Raw genomic sequence first — 17,640 nt, 5'->3', positions numbered from 1 at the left:
GACATCCCATGTCCGGCGAGCATTGGCCGCCACTTTCTCCGCTCCAGACCGGCCTGCGCGGCCGCTGCCCGCGCTGCGGACAGGGCAAGATGTTCGAGGGCTTCCTGAAGCTGAAGCCGAAATGCGAGGTCTGCGGCCTGGATTATTCCTTCGCCGACCCGGCCGACGGACCGGCCTTCTTCGTGATGATGTTCGTCTGCATTCCGGCCGCGGCTTTTCCGCTCTGGCTGGAACTGACCTACAACCCGCCGACCTGGGTGCATCTCGTCACGACGCTGCCGCTGATCCTGCTGACCTGCATTCCACCGCTCCAGCCGCTCAAGGGCTGGCTTGTCGCCTCGCAGTTCTTCCACAAGGCCGAGGAAGGCCGGCTCGCCCGCCCGGCTCCGCAGGACAAGCCGGTCGCCTCCAACTGAGCTGATCGGGCGCTCAGCGCCCGGCTTGCCCACCGTCGCGGATCAGGCCGGCGAGAAGGCTCAGTGCCTCCGCCAGCCTCGCCCGCTCCGGTATCGCACCGAGCGCGATCCGGATCGCGTCCGGCGCCGCGCCGTCCGTGCTGAACGCATCGGCGGCCATCACGCCGAGCCCGGCGACGCGGGCGCGCCCAATCAGGCTGTTGCGCTCCCAATGGGCAGGCAAGGTCTGCCAGACATGCAGCGCATGCGGATGGCCCTGCATCGTCTCCGGCAGGATTTCCCGCGCCAGTAATTGTCGCTCGGCTGCCTCGCGCCGGACGCCCTCCAGCAGATCCTTGGCCGCGCCAATCCTGATCCAGTGCGCGGCGAGCGCCGTCATCAGAGGCGGGGGCATCAGCGCCGTCGCGCGCAGGGCGGCGAGGAACGGAGCGCCGTCGGCTCGCTCCGGCATGACGACGAAGGCCGTGCGCAGGCCGGGCGTCAGCACCTTCGACAAGGTTGCGACATGCCATGTCCGCTCGGGTGCCAGCGCGGCCAGCGGCGCGGGCGCATCGCCGGCGAGCAGGCTGTAGGGATCGTCCTCGATCAGGATGAGGTCACGCCGTCGGGCTACCGCGACGAGGTCCCGCCGCCGCCGTTCGGACAGCGTGATGCAGGTCGGATTCTGCAGCGTCGGCGTCAGCGCGAACAGTCGCGCGCCAAGACGGGCGGCAGCTTCGTCCAGTGCGTCCGGCAGCGGTCCATCCGCGTCGCTGGTCACGGGCACCATGGAGAGAGCACGCTGCCGCGCCGCGCCGATCAGGCCGGGATAGGCGAGGGGTTCCATCAGGATCGTTTCGCCGGGCCGGGCCAGCAGCGAGAGCAGCGCGTTGAGCCCGGGCTGGGCGCCCGGCACCACGGCGATCCGCAGCGGCGCGATTGAGCCCATGAGCGGCGCGAGCCAGGCCGCTCCGGCCGCGCGCTCGGCCAGCGATCCCGCGCCGCCATGATAGTTCATCAGTTGGTCGGCATCGCTGCGCGCCAGGATTTCGGCAATGCCGCGTTGCATCAGCTCGCCCAGCCGCAGGCCCTTGGGGGCGGGCGGGATCGTCATGCTGAGGTCGAGCGGCGGCCCTTTCTGCTCCTGCCGCGCGGAGATGAAGGAGCCGCGCCCCGTCACAGCGTCGGTCAGGCCGCGCTCGCGAGCCTCGCCGAAGGCGCGCGTGACCGTGGTGAGATCGACCGCGAGATGTTCGGCCAGCCGGCGCTGCGGTGGCAGACGGTCGCCCGGCCTGAGCAGCCCGTCTGCAACCGCCCGCTCGAGCTGTGCGACGATCTGGAGGTAGCGCGGTCCTGCCGCCGGGTCGAGCCGGCCGACCCAGTGGAGCGCTTCGTCGCTAGCGGCCTTCGCCCGAACCAATTCCATACATTCCCGCGATTGTAGGTATCGCATAGCGCGGACGGCCCATCCGCGCCAGTGGCATGTCGTTGCTGCCGTCTGGCACCGCCGCGATGCAGATGGTAGCCAGCAGCCGCTCCTGTAAGAGAGCCAAGTCAGCCGGGACCGGAGACAGGGAATGGCACGCCTGCGCCTCGATGCGCTCGACCGCAAGATCATCGCGGAACTGCAGATCAATTCGCGCCTTTCGGTGCAGGACCTCGCCCAGCGGATCGGCCTCTCGGCTTCGCCCTGCGCGCGCCGCATCCGCATGCTGGAGGAAGCCGGCGTCATCCAGGGCTACGCGGCGATCATCGACCAGACCAAGGTCGGGCTGCCGATCAGCGTCTTCGTCTCGATCAAGCTGGAGCGCCAGCGCGAGGACGAGCTCGACCGCTTCTCGCAAGCCGTGGCGCGCTGGCCCGAGGTGGTCGACTGCTATCTGATGACCGGCCAGCGTGACTATCTCCTGCGCATCGTGGTGCGCGATCTGCCAGCCTATGAGCGCTTCCTCAAGGACAAGCTTACTCGCCTCGATGGCGTCGCCTCGATCGAATCGAGCTTCGCGCTGGGGCAGGTGAAGCGCTCTAGCGCCCTGCCGATCGCGGCGGTGGCGGAGGAGGATTGAGCCGTGCCGTCATTCTCGGGCGCCGCGCAGCGGCGACCCGAGAATCTCGGGACGCACTGGTCGAAGAGATGCTCGGGTCAAGCCCGAGCATGACGGGCAGCGTCACCGTTCCGCCGAAGCTGCCCAGATATTGACGCCGCCCTCGACGGCGTGCCTGTCGATCGCCGCCAGCTCTTCGGCGGAAAATTCCGGGTTCTTCAGCGCCGCGACGCAGTCCGTCACCTGCTCCGGCCGGCTCGCGCCGATCAGCGCCGAGGTGACGCGCCCGCCGCGTAGCACCCAGGTGATCGCCATCTGGGCGAGGCTCTGGCCGCGCGCCCTCGCGATCTCGTTCAGCGCCGCGATGCTCTTGAGATTGGCCTCGCTGAGGAAGCCCTCGCGGAAGGAGGGCGCCTTCTTGTCGGCGCGGCTGCCGGCTGGCACGCCCTTGAGGTACTTGTCGGTCAGCATGCCCTGCGCCAGCGGCGAGAACACGATCGAGCCGATCCCTTCCGCGTCGAGCGTGTCGAGCAAACCGTCCTGCTCGATCCAGCGATTGAGCATTGAATAGCTCGGCTGATGGATCAGGCAGGGCGTGCCGAGGCGGCGCAGGATCGCGACCGCCTCCTGCGTGCGCTTGGAGTTGTAGGAAGAAAGCCCGACATAGAGCGCCTTGCCCTGGCGCACGATGGCATCGAGCGCGCCCATCGTCTCTTCCAGCGGCGTGTTCGGGTCGAAGCGGTGCGAATAGAAGATATCGACATAGTCGAGCTTCATCCGCTTCAGGCTCTGGTCGAGGCTGGAGATCAGGTATTTGCGGCTGCCCCATTCGCCATAGGGGCCCGGCCACATCCGGTAGCCGGCCTTGGTCGAGATCACCAGCTCGTCGCGAAGCCCGTCGAAATCCTGCTTCAGGATCTCGCCGAAGGCGGTCTCGGCCGAACCGGGCGGCGGCCCGTAATTGTTGGCGAGGTCGAAATGGGTGATGCCGAGATCGAAGGCCGTGCGGCAGATCTCGCGCATATTGGCGTGGGCACCGGTCTCGCCGAAATTCTGCCAGAGGCCGAGCGACAGCGCCGGCAATTGCAGCCCGCTGCGGCCGCAGCGATTGTAGCGCATCGCGTCATAGCGGTTGGAATTGACCATGGCCTCTGCCTCTCAATCGATTGAATCGGTCATAAAATGAAGGCCCGGTGGCGTTTCGTCCACCGGGCGCATCAATGGGAACCACGCCGTCATGCTCGCCCTCGTGGCGAGCATCCACGTCTTGAAAGAGGCTTTCGACCAGCGAAGACGTGGATGGTCGGGACAAGCCCGACCATGACGGGAGCCGCGTGTTCACGGGCTCCGGGCTCGGGCCTGACGGCCCGCCCCGGAAAGACACGCGGTGAACCGATCAGGCCGCGGCGTAACCGACCGTGCCCTTGATCTCGAGGAACTCCTCGAGGCCGAAATCGGCGTATTCGCGGCCGTTGCCGGACTGCTTGTAGCCGCCGAACGGCGCGCCCGCGTCCCAGGCCGGGTAGTTGATGTAGACATTGCCCGCGCGCATCTGCGACGCGACCTTGCGGGCGCGATCCTGCGAGCCGGACTGGACATAGGCCGCAAGGCCGTAGGGCGTGTCGTTGGCGCGCTCCACCACCTCGTCGTCGCTCTTGTAGGGCAGGATCGAGAGCACGGGCCCGAAGATTTCCTCGCGCGCGATGGTCATCTCGTCGGTGACGGCGCCGAACACTGTCGGGCGGACATAATAGCCGCGGTTCAGTCCTTCCGGACGGCCCGGGCCGCCGGTGACGAGCGTCGCGCCTTCCTTGATGCCGGCCTCGATCAGGCGCTGGATCTTCTCGTACTGGACCTCGCTGACGACCGGGCCGAGGAAGACGCCGTCCGCGGAGGGAGCCCCGACCTTGAGCGGCTCGGCGACCTGCTTGGCGATGGCGAGGGCTTCCTCATGCAGCTTCTCCGGCACGAACATCCGGGTCGGCGCGTTGCAGGACTGGCCGGAGTTGCGCATCACGCTCTCGACGCCGAGCTTCACCGATTTCTTCAAATCGGCATCATCCAGGATGATGTTGGCCGACTTGCCGCCGAGCTCCTGATGCACGCGCTTGACCGTATCCGCCGCCGCCTTGGCGACGAGGATGCCGGCGCGGGTCGAGCCGGTGAAGGAAACCATGTCGACGCCGGGATGCCGGGAGATGGCTTCGCCGACCGTCGGGCCGTCGCCGTTGACGAGGTTGAACACGCCCTTCGGCACGCCGGCCTCCTCCATCGCCTCGGCGAAGATCAGCGCGTTGAGCGGCGCGATCTCGGAGGGCTTCAGCACCATCGTGCAGCCGGCGGCCAGCGCCGGCGCGACCTTGCACATGATCTGGTTGAGCGGCCAGTTCCACGGCGTGATCATGCCGACGACGCCGATCGGCTCCTTGGCGATCAGGGTGGTACCGCGCAGCTCCTCGAACTCGAAGTTTTCGAGGGTCTCGATCATCTTGGCGAGATGGGCCGTGCCCATCGCGGCCTGCGCCCGGTGCGCCAGCTCCTTCGGCGCGCCCATCTCGCGCGAAAGGACATTGGCGATGTCGTCGTAGCGCTTCTTGTAGGCCTCGGCGAGGCGGCGCATCAGGGCGAGGCGCTCGGCCTTGGAGGTCTTCGCGAAGGCCGGGAAGGCGGCGCGGGCGGCGGCGACGGCCTTGTCGACATCGGCCTGCTCGCCCAGCGCGATCGTGGCGAAGGCTTCTTCGTTCGAGGGGTCGATCACGCCGAGCGTGCGATTGCCCGACGGCTTCACCCACTGGCCATCGATATAGAATTCGAGTTCATGCGCCATGGTCTGATCTCCCTGAACATGTCTTGGCTCAAAGCGCGAGGAGCCGGCCGGGAAGCGACCGGCGGTCCATGCCCCAAGCAAGGAACTGTCGATGTCGGACGTGAACGGGCGGCCTTGCGCGATCATGCATCGCCGGCCGCCATCGACGCTTTCGTCTGACGGGACGCACGTTAGGGGGGCGGCGCGTGCCTGTCACGGGGCAGCGTGTCGCATTTGCGGATGGCGGCCATGCAGCGGCGCTTCTTGTGGGGCGACCGGTGTCGTTCGGCATCCGCCAAACCCTCCGCGTCATCCCGGACAAGCCGCGCCAGCGGCGCCGATCCGGGATCCATCGTAGAGTGCGGGGGCCCTACGATGGATCCCGGGTCTACGCTTTGCTCCGCCCGGGATGACGGCGTGGTTCGCGCAGATTGACTTCTACAGCCGCGCCTTGACGCTGCGCGGCGTCGCCAGCAGCAGGCTGGTCTCGCTGTTGGTGACGCCGGGGATCAGGCGGATGCGCCGGAGCACTTGGTCGAAGGCGATCAGGTCGGAGGTGCCGAGCTCGACCACGAGGTCCCAGTTGCCGTTGGTGGTGTGAATGCTGGAGACCTCGGTGAAGCCGGAGAGCGCGTCGATCACCGAATCCGCGGCCTGGCCGGCGATCTCGATCATGGTGATGCCGCGCACCGGCAGATCGATCGCGTCCGAGCGCAGGATCACGGTGAAGCCGATGATCTCGCCGGACTGCTCCAGCTTTTCCAGCCGTGCGCGCACGGTCGCCCGCGTCAGGCCGAGATCGGCCGCGAGGTCCGAGATGCTGCGGCGCCCGTCATGACGCAGCAGGGTGATGAGCTTGCGGTCTAGATCGTCCATCGCCCGAAATGGATAATTCTGTTTGCCGTTTCGATCAATATCGGCGCCGATAGGATCATTCTGGCTTCTTTCGGCTGCCGCCGAAAACGAGGACAATGGCCCCTTCAACGAGAACAGCGCGGGGACCCATGATTCAGCAGCTCAACGTCGTGCCTTTCGTCAGCGTCGACCACATGATGAAGCTGGTCCATGCGATCGGCATCGAGCGGATGCTGGCCGACATCGCCGCCTATATCGAGGACGATTTCCGGCGCTGGGAGATCTTCGACAAGACGCCGCGCATCGCCTCCCACAGCCTCGAAGGCGTGATCGAGCTGATGCCGACCAGCGACGGCAAGCTCTACGGCTTCAAATACGTCAACGGCCACCCCAAGAACATGAAGGCTGGTCTCCAGACCGTCACCGCCTTCGGCCTGCTCTCGGATGTCGCGACGGGCTATCCCGTCCTGCTCTCGGAGATGACCTTCCTGACCGCGCTGCGCACGGCGGCGATGTCAGCCGTCGCGGCCAAGCACCTTGCGCCCAAGAACGCGGCGACGATGGCGATCATCGGCAATGGCGCCCAGTCGGAATTCCAGGCCTTCGCCTTCCGCGCCCTGCTCGGCATCGAAAATCTGCGGCTCTATGACGTCGATCCCGCCGCGACCGAGAAATGCGCCCGCAACCTCGCGCGCCACGGTTTCAGGATCACGCGCTGCGCCACGGCGATGGAAGCGGTCGAGGGCGCCGAGATCGTCACCACCGTCACCGCCGACAAGCAATATGCGACGATCCTGACCGACAACATGGTCGGCGCCGGCGTCCACATCAACGCGGTCGGCGGAGACTGCCCCGGCAAGACCGAGATTCACCGCGACGTGCTGCTGCGCTCCTCGATCTTCGTCGAATACCCGCCGCAGACCCGCATCGAGGGCGATATCCAGCAGCTCGACGCCGACCATCCGGTCGAGGAGCTCTGGAAGGTCATCACTGGGGCGGCGGCGGGCCGCACCGATGCCAGCCAGATCACGCTGTTCGACTCGGTCGGCTTCGCCATCGAGGATTTTTCGGCGCTGCGCTATGTCCACGAACGCATCCGCGAGGCCGGCACCTATGTCGATCTCGACCTGATCGCGGACCCCGACGATCCGCGCGATCTCTTCGGCATGCTGATGCGCGCCGCGCCTAGCGCCGTCGCGGCGGCGTGAGGCCATCCGGCTTGGTGGTGGTCGCTGTAACCACGTCGTCATCCCGGGCTTGAACCCGGGATCCATGCCAGAGCGCTTCCACAAGAGGTTCAGGCATGGATCCCGGATCTCCGCTTAGCTCCGTCCGGGATGACAGCGACGTTTGGACTTACGCCGCGTCCCGCTCCCAGCGCGGGAACGGGTCTTCGAGCCCGAGCAGCGCCTGCGTCAGCCCTGTGCTGGGGCTCCCGGTCAGGCAGGAATCGAGTTCGGTGCGGATCGCCGCCTCGTCCATCTCGAGGCCGCCGATGAACACCATCTCCTGGCGCCGGTCGCCCCATGTCGGCGACCAGTGCTTGTTCATCAAGGATTGGAATTCCTCCGAGCGGGGCCAGCGCTCCCTGGGCACTGACGCCCACCAGCGCCCCATGCCCTCTGTGCGGGTGATGCGCCCGGCCAATGAGTATTCGCCAACCCAGTGTGGCCGGCTCGCCAGCCAGAAATGGCCCTTGGCCCGGATCACGCCGGGCAGGCGCCTGCCCATGAAGCCGTGCAGTTTCGCCGGATGGAACGGCCGTCGCGCCCGGTAGACGAAGGAGCGAATGCCATATTCCTCGGTCTCGGGCTCATGGTCGCGGAAGCCGTAGAGCTCCTTGTGCCAGAGCGGATGGGTCTGCGCCTTCTCCTCGCTGTAGAGCTTGGTATCGAGCAGCCGGTCGGGCGGAACGCGGCCGAAATCGGCCTCGACGATGCGGGCGTCGGCATTGAGGCCACGCACCACCTGCCTGACCTTGTCCAGCTCCTCGAGTGAAACCTCGCCGGCCTTGTTGATCACCACGACATCGGCGAACTCGATCTGTTCGACGAGCAGATCGACCAGCGTCCGTTCGTCGCCGTCGCCGGCCGTCTCGCCGCGGTCGCCGAGGAAGTCGCGGCTGTCGTAATCCTCGAGGAGGTTCAGTGCGTCGACCACCGTCGCCATGGTGTCGAGGCGGGCGACATCGTCGAGCGAGCGGTCTTCCTCGTCGCGGAAGGAGAAGGTCGCGGCGATCGGCAGCGGCTCGGCTATGCCGGTTCCCTCGATCAGCAGGTAGTCGAATTTCCGCTCCTCGGCGAGGCGGCGCACTTCGGTCAGCAGGTCGTCGCGCAGCGTGCAGCAGATGCAGCCATTGCTCATCTCGACCAGGCTCTCCTCGGTCTTGGAGAGGTCGGCGCCGCCCTCGCGCACGAGATCGGCGTCGATATTCACCTCGCTCATGTCGTTGACGATGACGGCGACGCGCCGGCCCTCGCGGTTGTTGAGGATGTGGTTGAGCAGCGTGGTCTTGCCGGCGCCGAGAAAGCCGGAGAGGACGGTGACCGGCAGGCGCCGGTCGACGAGGAGGGGAGACGAAGCCATCGGAGGAAGTCCGGTCTGATGAATGAAAATTTGTTACATTATAACATTTCATCATTGTCAACCGCGCCGCGGTGGCGGGGCAGCGCGAGGACGTTCAGTGCTTGTTGTTTTCAGCCAGCGCGAGAAAGGCTGCTGCCGCCTTGGCGAGGTAGCGTTCCTTGTGGCGCAGCGCGAGGAAGCGGCGCTTCGGCAATGGCAGCGCGACCGTGACGAGGCGCCCTGCCGCGATGGCATTGGCGGCGACGAGCCGCGAGATCGCGGTGGTGCCCGCACCGGCGGCGACCGCGGCGCAGATCGCTTCGTTCGACGGCAGTTCGAGCGCGACAGCAAGGTCCGTCGCGACAAGGCCGAGCCCCGGCAGCGCCGCCTCGAACATGGCGCGCGTGCCGGAGCCGGGCTCGCGCAGCACCCAGGCGCCCTGCTTGAGTTCAGCGGGTGAGGGAGGCGTCTGCGCCCAGGGATGACCGGCCGGAACGATGATGACGAGTTCGTCCTCCGCCACCGCGGTCATGGCGAGGGCCGGATCGTCGATCTCGCCTTCGATGAAGCCGAGATCGGCGTCGCCGTTCTGGATGGCGGCGCTCACCGTTTCGGTGTTGCCGATGGCAAGCGAGACCGTGATGCCGGGATGCTCCCGGCGAAAGCGCTGGATCAGCGGCGGCAGCCAGTAATTCGCGACGGTCTGGCTCGCCATCAGTGCGAGCGAGCCACGGGCGAGTCCCGAGAGATCGGAGAGCACCGCTTCGGCTGCTGCTGCCCGTGTCAGCACGGCGCGGGCCTCGGTCAGAAAGAGGCGGCCGGCATCGGTCAGCGCGATGCGCCGGCCGATCCTGTCGAACAGCTTGGTCGCGTAGCGCGCCTCCAGCGTCGCGATCGCGGAACTCACGGCCGATTGCGTGAGGTTGAGGGCGCGGGCGCCTTGCGTCAGATGCTCCCGCTCGGCGACGGCGACGAAGATGCGGAGTTGTTCGAGCGTCATGCCCTGACCTTACAGCTCGGTTGTAAACACTCAGCCCTCATCCTGAGGAAGCCCGAAGGGCTGCCTCGAAGGATGATCCAGATGGTTCCGGAGCCTCCCGGACCATCCTTCGAGATGCGCCTGCGGCGCTCCTCAGGATGAGGGCTGCAGGGCGGCGGCCTGGTGATCAATCCGCACCGGTGCGCTCCGACAGGAAGGAAAGATAGGCCGGGTTTTCGCTCTCGCTCCAATAGGGGTAGCCGAGCGCATCGAGCCGCTTGGTCAGTTGGCTGCGCTGGGCCAGAGGTATCTGGACGCCGGCGAGCACGCGGCCGTAATCGGCGCCGTGGTTGCGGTAGTGGAACAGCGAGATGTTCCAGTCGGCCGAGAGGCTGTTCAGGAATTTCAGCAGCGCGCCCGGCCGTTCGGGGAATTGGAACCGGAACAGCAATTCGTCGCCGAGCCCTGGCGCCTTGCCGCCGACCATGTAGCGGATATGCAGCTTGGCGAGTTCGTTGTCGCTCATGTCGAGCACGGGATAGCCGTGCTCGCCCAGCATCGCGATGATCTGGCGCTTCTCGGCCTCGCCCTCGGACAGCTGCACGCCGACGAAGATGCGCGCCGCCTTGGGATCGGAATAGCGGTAGTTGAACTCGGTTATGGCGCGCCTGCCCAGCAACTGAATGAAGGCGCGGTAGCTGCCGGGCTTTTCGGGGATGGTCACCGCCAGCAGCGCTTCGCGATGCTCGCCGATCTCGGCCCGCTCGGCGATATGGCGCAAGCGGTCGAAATTCATGTTGGCGCCGCTATTGATCGCGATCAGCGCGCCGGCGCGTTTGGCCCCACGCGCCGCATAGGCCTTCAGCCCCGCGAGGCTGACGGCACCGGAAGGCTCGGCAATGGCGCGGGTATCCTCGAAGATGTCCTTCACCGCCGCGCAGATCTCGTCGGTCGAGACGGTGACGACCTCGTCGAGCAGTTCGCGGCAGAGCCGGAATGTTTCCTCGCCCGCCTGCCGCACCGCGACGCCGTCGGCGAAGAGCCCGACCTGATCGAGCACGATGCGCTCGCCCGCCGCGATGGCGCCGGCCATGGAGGCGGCATCCTGCGGCTCGACGCCGATCACCTTGATCTCGGGCCGCAGGAACTTGGCGTAGACCGCGACGCCGGCCGCGAGCCCGCCGCCGCCGATCGGCACGAAGATCGCCTCGATCGGATCGGGATGCTGGCGCAGGATTTCCATGCCGACCGTGCCCTGGCCGGCGATGACGTCCGGATCGTCATAGGGGTGGACGAAGGTCCGCCCCTTTTCGGCCTCGAGCTTGCGGGCATGGCCATAGGCTTCGTCGAAATTCTCGCCATGCAGCACGACACGCCCGCCGAGGCTGCGCACCGCCTGCACCTTGATGTCGGGCGTGGTGCGCGGCATCACGATGGTCGCCTTCATGGCGAGCTTGCGCGCCGCCAGCGCCACGCCCTGCGCGTGATTGCCGGCCGAGGCGCAGATCACGCCGCGCTCGGCCTCCTCGGTCGAGAGGCCGGCCATCTTGTTGTAGGCGCCGCGCAGCTTGAACGAGAAGACGGGCTGTAGATCCTCGCGCTTCAGCAGCGCCTGCCCGCCGATCCGGGCCGAAAGCCGCGGCAGCGGGTCGAGCGGGCTCTCGATCGCGACGTCGTAGACGCGCGCTCCGATGATCTTGCGGATGTAGTCTTGCATGGCAGCTCGTCCTCTCGGGCGGCGATAGCCCGCTGTACCGCGATGTCAATCGTCCCGGCCGCGCTGGCGCTGGTGCGGAAGGCGCTCCAGCTGTGCGAGTCCTCATTCTGAGGCGCCGCGCCCGCGGCGTATCGAAGGATGCTCCCGATGGTCCGGAGCCTCCGCGAACATCCTTCGAGACGCGCCTGCGACGCTCCTCAGGATGAGGGCTGCCTGTCTTTGGCGCGGTTATGTCGGCCATGCGCGGGGCGGGATTGCCAAGCCCCCGGCCGGCGCGCCAAAGCCTTGTGCGAAACGAGCGCCCCCGAAACGAAGGCGCGGTAGAGGCGGAGACGACGGATGAGTTGGGGCAAGCGCGATTTCATGGTTCCGGGCCGGCCGGTTGCGGTCGGTGACCGCGGCATGGCGGCGACCTCGCATCCCGCCTCGACACTGGCCGCCGTCGATATCCTGCGCGCCGGCGGCAACGCCATCGACGCTGCCATCGCGGCGGTCGCCGTCCAGGCCGTGGTCGATCCGCACATGACCGGCATCGGCGGCGACTGCTTCGCGATCTATGCGCCGGCCAAAGGCAAGATGGTCGCGCTCAACGGCTCCGGCCGCTCCGCCGCCAAGGCTGAACTCGGCTGGTTCCTCGGCCAGGGCATGACCGCGATCGCCGCGGATTCGCCCCATGCGGTCACCGTGCCCGGCGCCATCGACGCCTGGTGCCGCCTCGTCGCCGACCATGGCAGCAAGAGCCTCGACGAGATCTTCGCGCCGGCGATCCGCGCCGCCGAGGAGGGCTTCGTGGTGACGCCGCGCGTCGCGCTCGACTGGGCGAAGGCCCGCGGTCGCATCGAGAAGCACGGGCTCGGCAACGCCGTCTACCTGCCGGGCGGCAATCCCCCTGCCGTCGGCGACAAGATGGTCCATCCGGCGCTCGGCAGGACGCTGCGCCGCATCGCCCGCGAGGGCCGCTCAGCCTTCTACGAAGGTGAGCTCGCCGAGGACATGGTCGCGGTGCTCAAGGGCGCCGGCAGCCTGATCGGGCTCGATGACTTCGCCGCTGCGAAGTCCGATTATGTCGATCCGATCGGCGCGGATTATCGCGGCCACCGCCTCTGGGAATGCCCGCCGAACGGCCAGGGCATCGCCGCGCTACTGATCGCGCGCATCCTCGAAGGCTTCGACCTCAAGGACGGGGCGCTGAGCGAAGCCGATCGCATCCATCTCCTGGCCGAAGCCAGCAAGGCCGCCTATCGCCAGCGCGACGCGCTGGTGGCCGACCCCACCGTCAGCCCCTTCGACACCGGGGCTTTCCTTTCCGACCAGTTCGTCAGCCGCATCCGCAAGGAGATCAGCCTCGAGAAGGCGGCGGCGGCGGAAGCCTTCGACATGCCCCTGCACAAGGACACGATCTATCTCTGCGTCGTCGACGGCGACGGCAACATGGTGTCCTTCATCAATTCGCTGTTCTCCGCCTTCGGCAGCGGCATCTACGCATCGAAGGCCGGCGTCATGCTGCAGAATCGCGGCTCCGGCTTCCGGCTGATCGAGGGGCACCCCAACGCCATCGCGCCGCGCAAGCGCCCCTTCCACACGATCATTCCGGGCATGCTGGCCAAGGACGGCAAGGCGATCATGCCGATGGGCGTGATGGGCGGCCAGTATCAGTCGACGGGCCATGTCCATTTCCTGTCCGGCATTCTCGACCGCGGCCTCGATCCGCAGCAGGCCTCGGATGCGCCGCGCAGCTTCGCCTATGACGGCAAGCTCTCGCTGGAAACGACGATCCCGGCCGCTGTCGCCGCCGATCTCAAGGCGCGCGGCCATGACGTGGTCTGGGCAGAGGAGCCTCTCGGCGGATGCCAGGCGATCTGGGTCGACCACAAGCGTGGCGTGATGTTCGGCGCCTCCGACCATCGCAAGGACGGCTTCGCGCTGGCGGTGTAAGGCCGCCACGCCCGAGGCGTGAAACGCATTGAAGCACCGTGCGCCCATCGAGGCGCACGGTGTTTTCGTTTTTGGATTCAGGCTGCGCCGATGGCGTTCGACGGCGTCTGCCGGTCGGTGATCTGCTGGCCGAACAGGCTGCCGGCGAGCTCGACGGCGAGGCGGGCCGTCTGGCCGCGATCGTCGAGGAAGGGGTTGAGCTCGACGATGTCCATCGAGCGCACCAGCCCGGAATCGTGCAGCAGCTCCATCACCAGATGCGCCTCGCGATAGGTCGCGCCGCCCGGCACGGTGGTGCCGACGCCGGGCGCCAGCGGCGGGTCGATGAAATCGACGTCGAAGCTGACATGGAGCACGCCATCCGCCGCGCGCACCTTGTCGATCACCTTGCGGATCAGCACGCCGACGCCGTGCTCGTCGATGGCGCGCATGTCGGCGATATCGACGCCGCGTGCCTTCACCGCCGCCTTCTCCAGCGGGTCGATCGAGCGGATGCCGAAGAGGCTGAGCTGCTCCGGCGAGATCGAAGCGCGCGGCTCGGAGCCGAGCAGGTCGTCGAGGCCGGCTTCGCCGCAGAGGAAGGCGGAGGACATGCCGTGCATATTCCCGGAGGGCGAGATCGCCGGCATGTTGAAATCGGCATGGGCGTCGAGCCAGAGCACGAAGAGCTTGCGGCCCTGCTCCTGCCAGTAGCGGGCAACGCCATTGACCGAGCCCATCGACAGGCTGTGATCGCCGCCGAGGAAGATCGGCGTGTCGCCGGTGCGGGCAAGCTCATAGGCGCCGGCGCTCAGCGCGCGCATCCAGGCGGCGATCTCATGGTAGAAGCGGGCATTGTCGGGCGCCGGGCCGTCCACCGGTTTCAGGTCGCGCGCGAGAATGTCGCCATGGTCCGCGACGGCGTAGCCGAGGTCTTCCAGCACGCGCACGAGGCCCGCCGTGCGCAGGCCGGCCGGACCCATCAGCGCGCCGCGACGCGAGGCGCCGACCTCGATCGGGCAGCCCAGCAGGGCGATGCGGCCCTGTGCGGCCGGGTTTTTGGCGGAAATGTCGGTCATGAGAGCAGGCTGTCCATGTCTGCGAAGGGGCGTCTGTCGCCGATGCGCCGTCCATGGCGCATCGGCTCCAGCCTGTCGAGTGCCGCGCTCGCGTGACCGTTCTGTGTCAGGTCGGCTTCCCGAACTGCGGAAGCCGCTTCCCTCGAAGATCCGATGGGGACTCAGCCGAGTCCGAGCACGCCGCGCAGCTTGGAGAGGTCCTCGGCCAGGGTCGTGATCATCGCGGCCAGCGCCTTGCGGTCGGTCTCGCTCAGCTTGTCATAGGTCTCGAAGCCGCCATCCCCGAGCTTGTACTTCGCCAGCGTCTTGTCGACGGTCGCGAAATTCGCGTCGATCTTGGCCGCGAGCGCCTTGTCTTCCTTTGTCCAGGGGCCGCAGCAGGTCGACGATTGTCTTGGCGCCGTCGACATTGGCCTGGAAGTCCCAGAGGTCGGTGTGGCTGTAGCGGTCTTCCTCGCCGGAGATCTTGGTGGCCGCAACCTCCTCGATCAGCACGGCCGCGCCGCCGACCATCTTGTCCGGCGGGATCGTCAGGCCCTTGATGCGGCCCTGCAACTCGGTGACATCGGCGAGCAGCTTGTCGGCGATGGGGGCGAGCCCGTCCGTGCTGTTCTTGGCGAAGAGCCCGTATTCGATGCGGTGGAAGCCGGTGAACTCCGGATCTTCCTCCTTCTTCTCATGGTCGTCGGCGCGCGAGTCGATCTTGCCGTCGAGGTCGCTGAACAGCTCGGCGACCGGCTCGATCTTTTCGTAGGAGACGCGGGTCGGCGCGTAGAGCGCCCTGGCCTTGGCGAGATCGCCGGCCTTGACCGCGTCGGTGAAGGCCTTGGTGTCCTTCACCAGCTGGTCGACGCCCTTAGAGACATAGATCTTGTACTCGGAGACCGGTGCCACGAGGTCGAGCGGCGAGACGGCGAAGGCCGGCCCTGCCGCGATGATGGCGAACAGGCCGGCCCCGGCCAGCCATGCGAAGCGCAAGCTCATATCAGTCTCCTGTCTTGCGGGGGAAAGTCCTGGCCGAGGCAGGCGCGATGCCGCGCGCGGCCCGGATCAAACCGGCGCCGAGATAGCTTCCGGCATCGGGCACGCCGGGCAGGGCGAAGAAATAGCCGCCGCCGACCGGCTTGATGTATTCCTCCAGCGGTTCGCCATCGAGCCGCTTCTGCACGGCGATGAAGCTGCGCTCGAGGTCCTGCTGGAAGCAGATGAAGAGCAGCCCCATGTCGAGCTGGCCGGCGCGGGTGACGCCGTTGGAATAGTTGAAGGGCCGGCGCAGCATCCGGCTGGCTTCCGTCTCCGGCCGGCGCGGATTGGCGAGCCGGATATGGGCGTCGAGCCTGGTGCGCTTTCCCTCGAGATCGTCGGCATAGACCGGCTCGTCATATTCGCGCTGGCCGCCGAAGGGCGCGCCGCTCGCCTTCTGGCGGCCCATGATCGCTTCCTGCTCGCCGAGTGGCGTGCGATCCCAGCGCTCGACGAAGTTCCGGATGATCCGGACCACCTGATAGCTGCCATTGGCGGCCCATTCCGGCTCGTCCGAGCCGGGCTGAATCCAGACGAGACGGTCCATCGACGCCTTGTCGGCGGCGTCGGGATTGGCGGTGCCGTCGCGGAAGCCGAGCAGGTTGCGGGCGCTCTCGGCCGGCCCGCTGGACTTGGGTTTGAGGACGGGGACAGTACCCTCCTGCTTCCAGCGCAGCAGGATGAGGTCCGGCGCGTTCTTCAGGATATCGCGCAGCGCGTGGATGCTGGTGTCGGCCGTGTTGGCGCAGAATTGCAGCAGCAGGTCGCCATGGCAGAGCGCGCCGTCGAGCGCGTCGTTGCGGAAGCGCTTCATCCGCTGCAGGCGTTTCGGCTTCAGCGGACCTAAGCCGAAGCGCTCGTCGAAGAGCTAGGCGCCGAGCGCGACCGTTATAGTCAGGTTGTCGGGTGCGATGACCGGGCCGAGAATGCCGCTGTCCGGTGGGGGGAAGCCGGGATCGGCGGTGGGGGCCGGCCCGCCCTGCATCAGGAAGGCGATGCGTTCGCTGAGCAGCCGGAAGAGCCGTTCGAGCTCGTCGAGCGAGGTCGCGGTGACGTCGAAGGCGGCCACCAGGCCGGTCGCCGGGCGAGGCGTGACGATGCCGGATTGATGGATGCCGTGAAAGGGCTGGCGCTGGGCGGTCGCGTCGCTCTCCGGCGCAGCCGCAGGATTCTGTGCCGGTTCGCTCGCCGCCCGTGCCAGCGAGGCGCTCCCGATCGCCGCTGCGCCGCCCGTCAGCAGCGACCGCCGCGATGGTGTGAAGCTCTTGCCCGGCCTGGTCATGATTTGCGCTCCGCTTCGGGGAGGGCGAGCGCCTTACGCATGGCCGAAAGATCCTCGACGAGCGACCGGATCGCGCCGCCCGGCTTGGCGTCATTGGGGAGGGCCGCGAGCACGGCTTTCGTCCGCGCCGCCAACTCGGGGTCGATCCGCGCCGTCAACGGCAGTAGCAGCCGCGCGATGCCGCTTGCAGCGGCAACATCCTCCGGCGAGGCCGTCTCTCCGTCCTGAGCGGACAGAAGAGCGATTGCACCTGCCAGCATCGTGTCGGGCAGGACGGTGCGTTGGCCGAGAGCGACGCGGAAGGCTTCGGCATCCAGCTTGACCTCGGACGCTGCGACCGCGGCCTCGCCAGCGAGGGCTATCTGCACCTTGCCGAAGAGGGCTTCGAGTCTGGCATCCCCCATGGTTGCCGGGCGCAAAGTGGGCAGCAGCACGGCGGCATCACGGCGGGCCTCGTCCGCAGCCTCGGCGTTGCCTGCGCCGTGCGCTTGCTCGAGGGCGTAGAGCGCCGCGCCGAGGGCGGCCGAGCGCTCGCTCAGGAAGGCGCGATATTCGGCGGCCGGGCCGACCATGTCCATCAGCGTCAGGGCAGGGCGCGGCTGCGCCGCCGAGGCCTGCACGACGAGCCTGCCGCGCGGCGCGCTGAGCAGCCCGCAGGTGATGGCGTATTCGCCGGGATGGAGCTGCGTCGTCAGCCGCCGGGACTGGCCGGGCGCAATGTTCTCGCGCTCCTCCAGCACCATCACGCCGTCGAGGATTTCCCATTCCAGCACGCGCTCGCCGCGATTTGTCACGACGAAACTGGCCTTGCCGGCAGGAATGGTCAGCGTCGAAGGCTCGCAGGTGCGATCGGTGATGGCGACGGCGATGTCGCTTGTGCTGGCCTCGGCGCCACGGCGCGCGCCGTTTCCGGCCGCGTAGATGAAGGCGCCGACACCGCCGCAGATCAGCAGCAGCGTGCCGATGCCGGCCAGCCTCAG

14 protein-coding genes and 1 pseudogene are annotated in these 17,640 nt (G+C 67.5%); 4 read left to right on the top strand and 11 right to left on the bottom strand.

Translation table 11 applies throughout. The annotated features are described in order from the left end of the window. The first annotated feature begins 8 nt into the window (after nt 1-8). The gene (locus AB4Z16_RS00445; RefSeq protein ID WP_441509351.1) at nt 9-416 is read left to right on the top strand and encodes a DUF983 domain-containing protein; all 408 of its coding nucleotides are present in this window, start codon (nt 9-11) and stop codon (nt 414-416) included. Between the two features lie 13 nt (nt 417-429). On the opposite strand, the gene AB4Z16_RS00440 is transcribed toward AB4Z16_RS00445, so the two are convergent. Beyond that, complete coding sequence (locus AB4Z16_RS00440) at nt 430-1,821, bottom strand: aminotransferase-like domain-containing protein (protein ID WP_441509350.1); 1,392 nt, start codon at nt 1,819-1,821, stop codon at nt 430-432. A gap of 151 nt (nt 1,822-1,972) precedes the next feature. Between AB4Z16_RS00440 and AB4Z16_RS00435 the strand changes: the two genes are divergently transcribed. Then, complete coding sequence (locus AB4Z16_RS00435; protein WP_441509349.1) at nt 1,973-2,461, top strand: Lrp/AsnC family transcriptional regulator; 489 nt, start codon at nt 1,973-1,975, stop codon at nt 2,459-2,461. Nucleotides 2,462-2,563: 102 nt separating this feature from the next. Here AB4Z16_RS00435 and mgrA read toward each other — a convergent pair whose 3' ends face one another. From mgrA to AB4Z16_RS00420, 3 genes are all read right to left on the bottom strand, one after another. Beyond that, nucleotides 2,564-3,586, bottom strand: coding sequence for an L-glyceraldehyde 3-phosphate reductase (mgrA, locus tag AB4Z16_RS00430; RefSeq protein ID WP_441509348.1), 1,023 nt, complete (start codon nt 3,584-3,586; stop codon nt 2,564-2,566). Nucleotides 3,587-3,836: 250 nt separating this feature from the next. Next, nucleotides 3,837-5,267: an aldehyde dehydrogenase family protein gene (locus AB4Z16_RS00425; protein ID WP_441509347.1), complete on the bottom strand. Its 1,431-nt coding sequence runs from the start codon at nt 5,265-5,267 to the stop codon at nt 3,837-3,839. A gap of 417 nt (nt 5,268-5,684) precedes the next feature. After that, complete coding sequence (locus AB4Z16_RS00420) at nt 5,685-6,122, bottom strand: Lrp/AsnC family transcriptional regulator (protein WP_441509346.1); 438 nt, start codon at nt 6,120-6,122, stop codon at nt 5,685-5,687. Between the two features lie 128 nt (nt 6,123-6,250). Between AB4Z16_RS00420 and AB4Z16_RS00415 the strand changes: the two genes are divergently transcribed. Then, nucleotides 6,251-7,309 carry an ornithine cyclodeaminase gene (locus AB4Z16_RS00415; RefSeq protein ID WP_441509345.1) on the top strand — a complete coding sequence of 353 codons (1,059 nt, stop codon included), beginning with the start codon at nt 6,251-6,253 and terminating at the stop codon, nt 7,307-7,309. A 148-nt stretch (nt 7,310-7,457) separates the two neighbouring features. Here the strand turns inward: AB4Z16_RS00415 and AB4Z16_RS00410 are convergent, their stop codons facing one another. The 3 genes from AB4Z16_RS00410 to ilvA form a co-directional block, all read right to left on the bottom strand. Continuing rightward, nucleotides 7,458-8,687, bottom strand: a complete 1,230-nt coding sequence (locus tag AB4Z16_RS00410; RefSeq protein ID WP_441509344.1) for a GTP-binding protein — start codon at nt 8,685-8,687, stop codon at nt 7,458-7,460. A gap of 94 nt (nt 8,688-8,781) precedes the next feature. Then, the gene (locus AB4Z16_RS00405) at nt 8,782-9,666 is read right to left on the bottom strand and encodes a LysR family transcriptional regulator (RefSeq protein WP_441509343.1); all 885 of its coding nucleotides are present in this window, start codon (nt 9,664-9,666) and stop codon (nt 8,782-8,784) included. Nucleotides 9,667-9,832: 166 nt separating this feature from the next. Further along, nucleotides 9,833-11,362: a threonine ammonia-lyase, biosynthetic gene (gene ilvA / locus AB4Z16_RS00400; RefSeq protein WP_441509342.1), complete on the bottom strand. Its 1,530-nt coding sequence runs from the start codon at nt 11,360-11,362 to the stop codon at nt 9,833-9,835. A 339-nt stretch (nt 11,363-11,701) separates the two neighbouring features. Between ilvA and ggt the strand changes: the two genes are divergently transcribed. Then, nucleotides 11,702-13,297 (top strand): gamma-glutamyltransferase, encoded by a 1,596-nt coding sequence (ggt, locus tag AB4Z16_RS00395; protein WP_441509341.1) that lies wholly within the window; start codon nt 11,702-11,704, stop codon nt 13,295-13,297. A 77-nt stretch (nt 13,298-13,374) separates the two neighbouring features. Here the strand turns inward: ggt and rocF are convergent, their stop codons facing one another. The 4 genes and pseudogenes from rocF to AB4Z16_RS00375 all read right to left on the bottom strand — a co-directional run bounded on the left by rocF (nt 13,375) and on the right by AB4Z16_RS00375 (nt 17,583). Further along, on the bottom strand, nt 13,375-14,355 hold the full coding sequence (rocF, locus tag AB4Z16_RS00390) for an arginase (RefSeq protein WP_441509340.1): 981 nt from the start codon (nt 14,353-14,355) through the stop codon (nt 13,375-13,377). A gap of 258 nt (nt 14,356-14,613) precedes the next feature. Continuing rightward, entirely contained in the window at nt 14,614-15,339 is a 726-nt protein-coding gene (gene efeO / locus AB4Z16_RS00385; protein WP_441509339.1) for an iron uptake system protein EfeO, read from the bottom strand. Nucleotide 15,340: 1 nt separating this feature from the next. Then, nucleotides 15,341-16,660, bottom strand: a pseudogene (efeB, locus tag AB4Z16_RS00380) (iron uptake transporter deferrochelatase/peroxidase subunit). Next, nucleotides 16,657-17,583, bottom strand: a complete 927-nt coding sequence (locus AB4Z16_RS00375; RefSeq protein ID WP_441510092.1) for a cupredoxin domain-containing protein — start codon at nt 17,581-17,583, stop codon at nt 16,657-16,659. The pseudogene efeB and the gene AB4Z16_RS00375 overlap by 4 nt, the downstream one beginning before the upstream one ends. Nucleotides 17,584-17,640 lie beyond the last annotated feature (57 nt).

This window comes from Allobosea sp. TAF32 (assembly GCF_052113585.1).
Classification (GTDB): domain Bacteria; phylum Pseudomonadota; class Alphaproteobacteria; order Rhizobiales; family Beijerinckiaceae; genus Allobosea.
The sequence above is the reverse complement of the archived record's forward strand: the minus strand, read 5'-3'. Positions and strand labels throughout refer to the sequence as shown.